This is a genomic window from Acinetobacter sp. ANC 4862 (assembly GCF_004336635.1).
Lineage (GTDB): Bacteria > Pseudomonadota > Gammaproteobacteria > Pseudomonadales > Moraxellaceae > Acinetobacter.
The window spans coordinates 29434-41854 of record NZ_SJXH01000030.1 but is presented as its reverse complement, the minus strand read 5'-3'; the positions used below and the strand labels follow the sequence as shown (position 1 = coordinate 41854).

Here is a 12421-nt window from a genome sequence, read left to right as displayed (position 1 = left end):
ATGCAGAGGGCATTGATCTAGACTGACGAATCCATTTATGCAACAGATTCGCATTGACCTGATGTTGCATTGCTACCTTAGCCACCGATGTATCTGGCTGCTGGCATTGCTGAATAAGTTGATGTTTAAATTCAGCCGTGAAGGTTCGACGGGGCTTTTTTAGCGTTGGTGTACTGTCTATAACTGTCTTTAAATCCATAAATAGGTGTCCACTTAAATTTAGTGGACACTATCGCGGTATTAATGAGTTAGAAAAAGTGGGGTTCAGCGGACGCTTACTATTTTATCTGGTACTAAATCTTTAGATTCTAGTTGGTTACTTAGAGATGTGCTTTTATGTAGATAGAAAGGTTTCCAATCATTTGGTACTAAGTTTGATTTACAAGCAGTATCATAGCCTTTGATAATTTCAATAATCATTTTTTGTGTTCTATGATCTAATAGTTCATCAAATTGTTCTAAACAAGAACTCCTATTGAGCCATGCCTGAGGATAAATTGTATTTTGCTTTATGACTAAATTATAAAGTTGTAACGCTTCAGAAAATCGAAATTGCTGTTTTAGAGTATTAGCTAGATTAATCAAATTTTGTTCGTAAAGATCGTAGTCATCTTATTTTTTAATTATTTTATATGCTTTCCAATATAGGTTTTTTACTTCATTAAATATTTCTATATTTTTAAAATTTACTCTTTCTTCAGAATAACCACAATTATTTGCAAGAGCTAATTTTCCATTAGCTAAATTATAAAAATAATTGATATTAAAATTTTCTTCATAGTGGTTAGAGTTGCTTTCAAAAATTTGAATTCCTTTTGAGATAGCATCTGTATTTTTTAAATACGTTCCTGCATCGATAAATTGACTTGCTAGATTAAAGTAAATTTTTAAAACAATATCGCTTTTTTCATGTTTCTCCAATTCACTTAAAATTATTTCAGCATTGAATAATGCTTCGTGCCATTTATCATGATTTATTGAATTAGAGATAGAATTTATAGCGTCATTAATTTTTTTTAATTCAAGTTTCATTTAAATATTTTGTATAAAAAGCCCCACTAGAATATAGCAGGGCTTTTTATAAGTGTCTAAAAATTAAGACACTTTATCACCCGGTTTAGCACCGCTTTCAGGTGAAATCACCCAAACGCCATCGCCATTACCCGCAGCTAACACCATACCGTTTGAAATACCAAAACGCATCTTACGCGGTGCAAGGTTTGCAACCATCACCACCAATTTGCCTTTCAGGTCTTCTGGTTGGTAGAACTCACGAATACCGCTAAATACGTTACGTGGCTCAGCTTCGCCAACATTCAAAGTCAGTTGAAGAAGCTTATCAGAACCTTCAACCGTCGTAGCTTCAAGAACCTCTGCTACACGCAAGTCAACTTTCATAAAATCATCAATATTAATGATTTCAGCTTCGCCAACTTTAGCTTCAGGTTTCTTTTCAGCCTTCTTCTCTTTTTTCTTTTCAGCTTTTGGTGCTTCAGCAGGGGCAGCTAAAGAATCTTTAGAAGCATCGACCATAGCAGCTACAGCTTTTGGATCCACACGTTGCATTAACGGTTGGAACAACGCAATTTCATGACCGACTAATACTTGCTTACGAGATTCAAAGTTGAAGCTGTCTAACTGTAAGAAGGCTTGAACTTGCTCTGCAAGCGTAGGCAATACAGGAGCCAAGTAAACGGCCAATTGACGGAACAAGTTAATACCCACAGAACATACGTCGTGAACCTGTTGATCTTCGCCTTCAATTTTCGCGAGTGCCCAAGGCTTTTTCTCATCAATATACTGGTTGGCTTTGTCAGCCAGCGCCATGATTTCACGGATGGCTGTTGAGAATTCACGTGCTTCATAAGCTGCCGCGATTGAATCGCCTGCATCAATAAAGCTTTGTAACAGTTCAGGCTCTGCACATGTTGCAGATAATTTGTTGTCAAACTTGGTATTGATGAATTTTGCACAGCGGCTGGCAATGTTCACCACTTTACCGACTAAGTCAGAGTTTACTTTCTGAACGAAATCGTCAAGGTTTAAGTCAGAATCTTCAACTTTGTCAGAAAGTTTAGACGCGAAGTAGTAGCGTAGGTATTCAGGGTTCAAATGCTCTAAATACGTTTCAGCTTTAATGAACGTACCACGAGATTTAGACATTTTTTGACCATTTACAGTCAAGAAACCATTGACGAATAAACCTGATGGCGTACGGTAGTTTGCGCCTTCAAGCATTGCCGGCCAGAACAGCGCGTGGAAGTACACGATGTCTTTACCAATGAAGTGATAGACCTCATTTTTAGAATCTTTTTTCCAGTAATCATCAAAGCTGAGTTCAGGACGTTTGGTTTTAATGTAGTTCTCAAAACTTGACATGTAACCAATTGGCGCATCTACCCAAACATAGAAGTATTTGTTTGGTGCATCTGGAATTTCAAAACCGAAATACGGTGCGTCACGAGAGATATCCCAATCGTTTAAACCGGCTTCAAACCATTCATCCAATTTATTTGCGATAGAAACGGGCAAGCGACCTTCATCACGCGTCCATTTTTGCAGGTATTCACCAAAATTCGGAAGTTTAAAGAAGTAATGATCTGATGATTTTTCAACAGGAGCAGCACCACTTAAAGTCGATTTTGGATTCAATAATTCTGTTGCATTATAGGTTGCACCACAAACTTCACATGAGTCGCCGTATTGATCTTCTGCTTTACATTTCGGGCAGGTACCTTTAATGAAACGATCTGACAAGAACATGCCTTTTTCAGGGTCGAATAACTGTTTTACAGGACGAACTGCGATGTTGCCAGCTTCACGGTTTTTAATATAAATCTCAGATGAACGATTTTTATTTTCTTCGCTATTGGTCGAATCATAATGGTCAAAGTGAACACCGAAACCATCAAAATCACGCATATGTTCTTTTTGCACATTGGCAATTTGCGCTTCCGGTGAAATACCGTTTGCTTCAGCGCGAAGCATGATTGCTGTACCGTGAGCATCATCCGCACAGACATAAGTCACGTCATGACCCATTGCACGCATGGCACGAACCCAAATATCTGCTTGGATATAACCGAGTAAGTGACCCATATGGATTGGACCATTGGCGTATGGAAGGGCGTTAGTGACTAGGATATTACGCACGGATATGACTCTCTCATTCGTATATTATGCAAGGTGATCGATTTTACCTTAGTTGCATGCCGGATGCACAAGGGATTAGCTGAATTCTTTTCAAAAGTAGATTTTTATATATTCGCTGATCAAGAACAGCGATAATAGCCTGCTATATAGATGTGAATGAGTAGCAAACCCATGATTGATGATGATTTTGATTTAGATGATTTCGAACGAGAAGTGACCCGAATTCCACAAAATCAGAATGCTCAGAACAAACTCGGGAAAGGCATTTTGCAAAACGCCGAGCAATATCTTCAGGAAATGTCTGCGGGTGAACATACGCATTTAATGCAGGCATTACGTCAACATGCCCAAGTTGAAGCTTATTTTGATGTACTTGCCGATGATCTGGATCAACCGGTCGATGCCAAATTTGCCAATGATGCATTAAACCTGATTCATATCTGGAGCTTGATCAATCAACATGAACAGGATGTAGCAAGCTTCGATCTTTTAGATGTGATCAATACCGATTATTTCCAAGCCGAACTGCTTGAAGCCTTTGATGCTTTGGAAATTGATGCCGAAAATAAAACACAGCGCCGTCTGGTGATTCAAGAAGCGTTTAAACTGTATCAGATGCAGTGTTTTGCAGGTTGTATCCCGCTTTTGTATGCTCAATTGGAAGGTCTATTGACCGATGTCCTGATTGAACGTGGTTTCTTAAAACAGAACCAGACCAAATTTGTCGATGTCTACAAAATTGTTCCGGGGTTAAAAGGTCATGAAATAAAGAGCTTGTGGCATAAAGCTAAAATTGCCTGTGAAATGAATGTTTATTTTGCAGAATTGGCAGCCTATAAAATGGATAGTAGCTCAACTGTGACCATGACACGCCATAATATTTTGCATGGTACGGATGTCAGTCATTTCAGCAAAGAACGCAGTTTTATCTTGTTTATCTGGCTGTTTTCAGTTGTGAGTTTTATGAGCACACTTAGAAAATAATAAAATAAAGATCATTCAATTGAATGCTGCTGATTTGAAATTCACTGAAGTAAAGCTCTGAAATGACCCACCAAATACATCATCCAAACAAAGGGTGGTGTATTTTTCTGAATGCAAAGCTTTCCTAAAGTAATGTTAATCACTCGATTTATCTGTAGATCGGAAATTAAAACAACAGTACATATTGAATGAAAGATTAACCTGAGATTTTAAGTCGATTTAGGGGGCGAGCAATTCGTGAGTTGAAGCTTGCAATTAGAGCTTATTGGATTAAAGAACATTGAGTTAAATTGAAGTTGTTCAATCATTTTATAGGTATCAATCACCGAAGATGGTACAAAAATATTCCATATATTAAGTTAATAATGAATTAACTAGGCTTTAATAATTGAGTGGGCATGATCATTTTTATTTATTCAAAGAGTGGCTAAATATAACAGATACGATGAATTCAATTTTCCTTCGAATGAATGAAATATAGAACTCAGTCAGCTTGTCAGTTTTGAAGAATCAGTGGATAGAAACTTAAAAATAAAAGAACTTAACTAAACGGAAGGAGTTATCTGGTGCTGTTGAAAAAACAACACCAGAACATATTGGATTCATTGTAATGCATTGAAAATTGTATGCTCTTAAAGTTGAGATTAGGGGAATTGCACTCAAATTTAGATTATACAGTACAGCCTTTTATACTTGGAAAGGACGGGTTGAATTTTATAGTTCACGCCATACTTTATTTTCATCATTTAAAGAAACAGTGAAATTAAAGTTTGAGTCGTCAGATACAAGCAGACCGGTAGGTGTATGCATCACAACTTTTAAAATAGTCCCTTGTTCAAAAACTAAAGGATTGCAATTTTCTTTTTTTAGAATGACTGGTTTTAATAATTCGATGACTAAATTGTCCATTTTCTTTCCCCGAGCGTTTTCACTAACCTAGTGAAATACTAGCATGATTTGATAGATGTTTAACCAATTTTATCAGCATTGAGAATTAAATCAAAAAAAATCAGATGGAATTTTTATGTGATATGCACATTAAATAGAAAATTGCGAGTTTGTTGAATTTTATAATCTAATTTTGTAAGTTTTTTATAATTTCCCTTCGTGTCGAAGAAAGGAAAACCCATTAGCTCATTGGATGATTTTTTAATATTGTTTTAATTTATGAGTACTAGCCTATTTAGTCATAGGATTTATGGTTTCGCTGTGCTCTCATCTGCTTTGGGGACTCAAAACAGATGAGAGCACATTGCTTAACTTATGGTTCAAGCATACCTGTGGGGCAACATCTCTAAGCCCTTCACCCTGAGAAAATAAAGCTTATCTTCTTTGCGCTTTGTATCTATGATGAGTTGAAATGATGGAAATATCATCGTTAGGTTAATTTAAAAGTACACATTGTTTATTGAAATGTCGGGTTGTTGAACATGATTCACGCGAAAAAACATTTCACAAACAGTGAATAAGTTGTTACAAAGATGAAAATACTAGAATAATGGCGGATCCATCCATGGGGCTAAAAATCGGTTTGGTTTGAGTGGATGGCTTAGGTTGTAAATTAAAAAATAAAGGAATATCCATACGCAATGTTTAAATCTTTTTTTCCGAACCCGAAGTGGTTCTTTTTGTCGTTGCTGCTTTGGTTTTTAATCAATGTTGCTTTGTGGTATTCAGGTGGAAATAGTTGGGGAACATTTTTAGGCTTTGCACAAGGCTATCATGAGGCTGAATTGCCAATTGGCGTAAGTCGTTTCTGGACCCCTTCATTTTTATGGTTTTATCTGTGGTTTCTGGTCTCAACGGTTATTTTTGCCCTGTTCTGGAAATTTAAATCCAGCAATCCCTGGCAAGGCTGGTCAGTCTGGGGTTCTGCCTTTATTCTGTTTAATATCTGGTTTTCAGTGCAAGTCAACGTCGTGGTGAATGCGTGGTATAGCCCATTTTACGACTTGATCCAGAAAATGCTCGGCAGTGGCGGGGGGGATGTCAATTTACTTTACAGTGAAACCATGACCTTCCTGTACGTTGCCATGGTTTATGTCACGATTGCGGTATTTAACCTGTTCTTTGTCAGTCATTATATCTTCCGCTGGCGTACAGCGATGAATGACTATTACACCGCACATTGGGAACAGTTACGGTATATTGAAGGGGCTTCGCAGCGTATTCAGGAAGATACCATGCGTTTTGCTAAAACTACGGAAAGTTTGGGGGTGAGTTTCATTCAAGCCATGATGACTTTAATGGCGTTTTTACCGGTATTATTACAGTTGTCATCGCATGTGAAACAATTGCCTGTGATTGGTGAAATTCCGTATGCACTGGTCTGGGCAGCCATTAGCTGGGCGGTTTTGGGTACAGTGGTGTTGATGGTTGTGGGTTATAAATTACCCGGTTTGGAATTTAACAACCAGAGGGTTGAAGCTGCATACCGTAAAGAACTGGTCTATGGTGAAGACTATGCTGATCGTGCCGATCCACTGACCTTAAAAGAATTATTTAGCAAAGTCCGTTTTAACTATTTCCGTTTATATTTCCACTATGCCTATTTCAATATGGTGCGGATCTGGTATATGCAACTGGATAATCTGTATGGTTTATTTGTGCTGTTCCCGAGTATTGCCGCAGGGGCGATTACGCTGGGTTTGATGATGCAGATTGCCAATGTGTTTGGTAAGGTGCGTGAGTCATTTCAGTATTTGATTGAGTCATGGCCAACGATTATCGAATTGCTTTCGATTTATAAACGTTTAAGAGCGTTTGAGTCGACCTTGCATAAGTAATTTGAATTGAAATAAAAGCCCGTATCTTGCGGGCTTTTTTGATTCTAATATTTTTAAATAGCTTCAATAGTGCAGGTATGCAGTTGAAAGGGGATAAATAACAGCATTTTGAAATGATTCAGCAACACTGGAAATCGTCATTAGGATGTATATTGATAAAAAAGGCTGGGATAAGAAAAGATGAAAGTTTTCTACAGTTTGATGTCTCTCATTTGTTTAACCGCGCTGAGTCCATTCACTGTGGCCCAAGATATTCAAGGCCGGTCTTTTTCTTATCTGGATTGGGAGGTCCATTGTAGCAATACTGGAACGTGTCGGGCGGCAGGTTATCAGACTGATAGTGCTCAGGCGATGCCGGCTTCGATATTGCTGATGCGTCAGGCCGGGGCGAAACAGGTAGTTCAAGGGAATTTTGCCTTATCCCGTGATGGTCAGACTTTAGACAGTAAAAAACTTAAAAATATTCGACTTTATCTGAATGGCAAAGATTTTGGCGCAGTCAATGTAAAACCTTCCGCTCAAGCTTTAATTGGAACGCTGAATGCCCAGCAAATCAATGGATTATTACAATACACCCAGAAAAATGTAAAAATCGTATTTAAAAATAACCATTACACCTGGCAGGTTTCAGATGCGGGCATGACTGCAACTTTATTGAAAATGGATGATTTCCAGAAGCGTACTGGCACAGTCGGAGCATTGGTAAAAAAAGGATCGGCAAATGAATCAAAAGTTCTAGCTGCACAGCCAAAGCCGATGGTCAAAAAGGTCAACACAGCTACCAAACCTTATTTAACACTACAGCCAAATACTGAACAGTATCAAGCCGTACATACGCTTCTCATGGCTGCCCAACCAGAGCTTCAGGATGCTCATGTATTCTGTGAAGGTATTAATGAAGAAACGGTTGCAAAACCCCAAGCCATAGAACTTTATAAACTCACCAATCATAAAGTTCTGGCAACAACGCTATGCTGGCGTGGTGCCTATAATGAAGGCTATGGTGCCTGGGTGTTGGAAGAATCTTTAAAAGGCAAGGCGACCTTTGTGACTGAATTTGCCTCAGACTTTGCAGCAGGTGAAATCAGCAGTGCGCAAAAGGGGCGTGGTCTTGGAGATTGCTGGGCAATGAGCCAATGGATCTGGAACGGTCAAACTTTTGTGAAAACGCTGGATCGCTGGACAGGCATGTGCAAAGGTTTCCCGGGTGGAATTTGGGATCTGTATCTGATTGAAGCTGTGGTGAAGTGATTCATATGGTAAATAGGAAGGATGAATGAGATCGGTTGGAGCATCTATTGCTCATGAGGCGATTATTGAAAAGCAATCAGTCAGATATATGTTCAAGAAAATAAAAAAATCATTTTGATAAAAAAGATAAAACTTGGTCATTTCATTATTGAAATTGTCGAATGGCTTTAGTGATAAATTTCTTTAAACCACTTATAAAATTTTAAAAATGCGATTTAATTGTTATGTGGTTCAAATTTTAAGCGAAAAACATTTAAAAATTGGCAGTTTTTGGTGGGCTTTAAATGAAAAATTAAAAAATCAATTCAATAAAATCAATAATGAAATCAAAGTTATGAGTTTGTTATTTTTTGTATTTTCATATACTTTCATCTCATACGGCATAATTGAGAATTGATACGTGAATTTCAGAACAATAATCTTGATTGGTGGAGTGGGCATCGCTTTACATGGCTGTACCAGTATTGACAGTTTTAACTCGGATTCAGTTAAAAATTTTACCTCACCTCAGGAGCTCATTGTTCAGAAAAATATTAATGCTGCAAATGGTCGGGCGAAAGAATATGTCTATTCTTGGGGACCAAAGCAAAGCAATAAAGAACCTCAATCTTTATATCCAAGAAAACATTTAAATAGTTATTGTTCTGCCAAGCATGGAAAGTTCTCTCTTTTACATAAAAGTTCAATGAGTTTAGTAAAGAATCAATGGGATAAAAAACTGCTCTCTACCTATAGCAGTGTCAAGCAAGGCATAGGCGCATATAAGTGTGTGCAAAGTGATGGGCAAAGCTGGATTGTATCCATTGAACCTGTTGCTGAACGCAAATTAGATGATGGTAGTGACGCCCGTATGGTCGCGCTTCAAACTAAAATAATGACGGCTTTAGACGCTCAAAAATTTTATTCTAGTGCCAGTTCTTCAAATACTCCTGCTTCAAAAAAAACCACTGCAAATAATCAAACTGCTAAAAATACACCGAGTAAAACGACCACGCCAAAAGAAGTTGAAGTTAAAAAAGAGGCTAAAGAGGCGGAAGCTAAAAAAGAGACCAAGCCTACGCCTCCATTGCCCGTAAAACAGTCTGCATCAGTTGTCGAAACACCACAGCAGCAACAGCTTAAATATTATGTTTCAGCACGTCGTGATTTAAATAAAGGAACCAATCAGGTGGCTGCCTGTAATAATGCACAACGCGCTTATAACTTTGGAAAGTTACATGGTTCGAATGCGGCAAATGTCTATGCGGAATCTGGCGTGCTGGTTGCGCGTTGTTTAACCAGCGTACCGAGTTATAGCAGTCGTTTTTCTAATTCAAAAGCGCAGGCAGTCAAAATTTTGCAGAATTTGGCCAATAATCATAATCATGCTGGGGCGAAGCATATGTTGAGGCAGATCAAGTAATTTGTCTGCATTCATTTTGGATTTTAAAAGACTCGTCCAGTCAGCTGGATGATCCAAATGGTGGGATAAAGGATGATGTCTAAACCATAGCCCAGATGAATTTCATTTTGTTGGATTCGATATTTTACTTGAATAGAAAACATCATTTTTTGGTGTTGAATTCAATTTTTAGTGAGTCCAGTTTACAGAGTCATAACAGGTAAAAACCTCAGCGTTATGATACAAAGACAATGATTTTTCACTGGAGTTCGCCTTATGTCTCGCAAAGTTTTAACCACGACTCATCACAGCATTTCACGTATCGGTTTTTCAGCTTTGATGGCGGTTGCATTGTTGGGTTCCGCGCAATTGGCGACAGCAGGACCAACGGTCGAGCAGCTGAGTGATTGTCTGGTGAAATCGACAACCGAGACGGATAAGAAGACTGTACTGCAATGGACCTTTGTGGCTTTATCGACGCATCCAGATTTAAAAAGTTTTAGTCAGGTGACCGATGTTCAGAAAGAGCAACTGGATAAAAGTCTAGCGACCGTTTTACAGCGCATCTTGGTGGAGCAGTGTCCTGCACAAACCAAAGCCGTGATTCAAGCAGAAGGCTTGCAAGCTGTAGGCGATAGTTTTCAGGAATTAGGTCGTACTACGGGTGAAGCCATTGTGAAAAATCCTGAGGTGAATAAGCAGTTGAAAGGTGTGCTGCGTTATGTCGACCTGAATAAGATGGTGATGACTTTTTTGACGCCTGATGTGTGGAATAAGTTGGGGACTATTCGGAATAAATAAGTAAAAAAGTCCCCCTTTGGAAAAGGGGGATTTAGGGGGATTTTTCAAGATCATCATAAAATCCTCTCCCTAGCCCTCTCCTTTGCCAAAGGAGAGGGAATCACACGTATCGAGTTGATCACTTGACAAAGTCTCCCTTTCTTAAAAATGAGAAGTGAAGCTTCGCAAGGAAAAGAATTACAATAAATTAGGATAGAACTTCTCAAACTCTTTATTCACCGTTTCACCTCTCAGTAAATATCCTTTGGGTTGAATATAACTATAAATTTCCCGTGCAGGCTGCTCATGCCAACCAATATTAAATGCGCACAGTTTTGGGAAAAAAGTAAGGTGGCTATAATTTAAATTGTTATGAATCCAATAGGCAAGCTGTTGCCAGTTTGATTGGTCTTTTTCATACAGTTCTAAAAATGAGGGAATGACAATACACGCTGTTGCACCAAAACCATTGGCATCGGGATAGTCCCAAATATGGCTAGCATAATTTTTCTCATTACTCGCGCAGTTATGTCCTTTTTCATTGCCCATTTGATTCACTCTTGGTGAGCGATATGCAGATCGAATGGCGATACGTCCAAATTTGTCTTGCAGTGGTTCAAGCAGTTTTTCGCAAAGTTGTGTGCCTGTTCGAATGGCAATATCAGGATGATCAGGAAAGTTTGGAACACCGTACCAGTTGGCGATTTCGCTGTAGAGGAAATCACGCATAAAAAAGGATTTGGATAGGCGGGTACGTCCTAAGTCTTCGAGCTTGGTTATAGAGCTTACTTTTTTGATAGTCATATATTTTATTTCTTTAACTTCATATAAGAATGTTTATGACCATTGTCCAAAGTTCTTTCATCATATTCAAAAAGTTGAGGTGTATTTTTTACTAAATCACCAAGTTTTTTAAAGCCATAATTTCTTGGATCAAAATCAGTTTGCAATAGTTTCCATTGAGAACCGAATGATGCAACAGTTATCCATTCAGAATCCTGATTGTCGAAAATTTGCTTAATGGTATGTAAGGGAAGAGTAGTATTTATATTCTGTATTGGTTCACTTTTTAGGATAACTTCATTTTCTTTAGAGGCGGTTTTTGAAATGCTTTTTGGAATAATTATTTCTTCTTCAACTTCATCTGTTCGTAAGTTTTCTACATAAATAAATTGAGAGCACGCGTTCTTGAAAGCTTCAGGAGTCTGTTTTTTTCCAAAACCATAAACTGTAGCTCCTTGTTCTTTGATACGAATAGCTAGAGCAGTAAAGTCACTATCACTAGAGACAATGGCAAAACCGTCAAATCGATTTGTATATAACAAATCCATTGCATCAATAATCATAAAACCGTCAGTGGCATTTTTTCCTGTTGTATATTCAAATTGTTGGACGGGTTTAATAGCAAGCTCGTTTATTATTTTTTTCCATTGGGTGTTTTGTGTGCTTGTGAAGTTTCCATAAATCCTTTTGACTGTTGCTTCACCATATTTTGTGAGTTCATCTAAAATATTTTTTATATCCTTTGCTGAAGCATTATCCGCATCGATTAAAACAGCTAACTTAGAAGTGCGTTCTTCAGTAATATTAAATATCGTTTTACTTGTAGCCAAAATTTACCCCTTGTTCTATATTTTTAATTTTAACTAAATGATAAATATAATTTATTTTGAAATAAAAAGCTTTAGGTAAAGTGGTTTTTATTGTCTCGATAAGAGTAATATTAATCAAAATTTTGTTATGAATGTATTTGAACTATGAAAATTAAATATTTTTCTGTTGCTTTTATTTCCTTAGCTTTAATGACACCTTTAATTGGTTGTGGTGGAAATAGAATCTCAGAAGATGAATATGATGAGATGGTAAGTGAAAAAGATCAAATAATCAGTGAACAACAAGAACAAATCCAAAAATTGAATGATCACATAGCAAATTTAGAAGAAAAGATTAATGAAATTGATAGTCAAGTCCAAAACTTTGAAGATCAAAATTGGAGAGAAGTTGTTCCTGAAGTCGAAGGTCAAATTGACGATTTACAGAATGAAGTGGGAAATAGCCCAGTTGAGTCAGAATATTGAAAATCTAA

At 37.6% G+C, this 12421-nt stretch carries 12 protein-coding genes; 6 read left to right on the top strand and 6 right to left on the bottom strand.

Annotated elements, in window-relative coordinates; all coding sequences use genetic code 11:
• The 3 genes from E0409_RS12490 to metG form a co-directional block, all read right to left on the bottom strand.
• A partial coding sequence (locus E0409_RS12490; RefSeq protein WP_131291345.1) for a transposase occupies positions 1 to 199 on the bottom strand: 199 nt, incomplete at its 3' end.
• Positions 200 to 612: 413 nt separating this feature from the next.
• Positions 613 to 1032: a hypothetical protein gene (locus E0409_RS12485; protein WP_131291343.1), complete on the bottom strand. Its 420-nt coding sequence runs from the start codon at positions 1030 to 1032 to the stop codon at positions 613 to 615.
• Between the two features lie 63 nt (positions 1033 to 1095).
• Positions 1096 to 3153, bottom strand: a complete 2058-nt coding sequence (gene metG / locus E0409_RS12480; protein ID WP_131291340.1) for a methionine--tRNA ligase — start codon at positions 3151 to 3153, stop codon at positions 1096 to 1098.
• A 171-nt stretch (positions 3154 to 3324) separates the two neighbouring features.
• Between metG and E0409_RS12475 the strand changes: the two genes are divergently transcribed.
• A complete protein-coding gene (locus E0409_RS12475; RefSeq protein WP_131291349.1) occupies positions 3325 to 4137 on the top strand; it encodes a hypothetical protein in 813 nt (270 codons plus the stop codon).
• Positions 4138 to 4851: 714 nt separating this feature from the next.
• Here E0409_RS12475 and E0409_RS12470 read toward each other — a convergent pair.
• Entirely contained in the window at positions 4852 to 5046 is a 195-nt protein-coding gene (locus tag E0409_RS12470; RefSeq protein WP_067723917.1) for a hypothetical protein, read from the bottom strand.
• Between the two features lie 680 nt (positions 5047 to 5726).
• Here E0409_RS12470 and sbmA point away from each other — a divergent pair.
• The 4 genes from sbmA (at position 5727) to E0409_RS12450 (ending at position 10356) form a co-directional block, all read left to right on the top strand.
• The gene (gene sbmA, locus E0409_RS12465) at positions 5727 to 6923 is read left to right on the top strand and encodes a peptide antibiotic transporter SbmA (RefSeq protein WP_131291338.1); all 1197 of its coding nucleotides are present in this window, start codon (positions 5727 to 5729) and stop codon (positions 6921 to 6923) included.
• Between the two features lie 180 nt (positions 6924 to 7103).
• Positions 7104 to 8174 (top strand): DUF1176 domain-containing protein, encoded by a 1071-nt coding sequence (locus E0409_RS12460; protein WP_131291336.1) that lies wholly within the window; start codon positions 7104 to 7106, stop codon positions 8172 to 8174.
• A 400-nt stretch (positions 8175 to 8574) separates the two neighbouring features.
• Positions 8575 to 9576, top strand: a complete 1002-nt coding sequence (locus tag E0409_RS12455) for a hypothetical protein (RefSeq protein ID WP_131291334.1) — start codon at positions 8575 to 8577, stop codon at positions 9574 to 9576.
• Between the two features lie 255 nt (positions 9577 to 9831).
• Complete coding sequence (locus tag E0409_RS12450; protein ID WP_131291332.1) at positions 9832 to 10356, top strand: hypothetical protein; 525 nt, start codon at positions 9832 to 9834, stop codon at positions 10354 to 10356.
• A 177-nt stretch (positions 10357 to 10533) separates the two neighbouring features.
• On the opposite strand, the gene E0409_RS12445 is transcribed toward E0409_RS12450, so the two are convergent.
• Positions 10534 to 11139 carry a hypothetical protein gene (locus E0409_RS12445; RefSeq protein ID WP_131291330.1) on the bottom strand — a complete coding sequence of 202 codons (606 nt, stop codon included), beginning with the start codon at positions 11137 to 11139 and terminating at the stop codon, positions 10534 to 10536.
• Positions 11140 to 11144: 5 nt separating this feature from the next.
• Positions 11145 to 11948 carry an NYN domain-containing protein gene (locus E0409_RS12440; RefSeq protein WP_131291329.1) on the bottom strand — a complete coding sequence of 268 codons (804 nt, stop codon included), beginning with the start codon at positions 11946 to 11948 and terminating at the stop codon, positions 11145 to 11147.
• 144 nt (positions 11949 to 12092) lie between these two features.
• Between E0409_RS12440 and E0409_RS12435 the strand changes: the two genes are divergently transcribed.
• Positions 12093 to 12413: a bZIP transcription factor gene (locus tag E0409_RS12435; protein ID WP_131291327.1), complete on the top strand. Its 321-nt coding sequence runs from the start codon at positions 12093 to 12095 to the stop codon at positions 12411 to 12413.
• Positions 12414 to 12421: the final 8 nt, after the last annotated feature.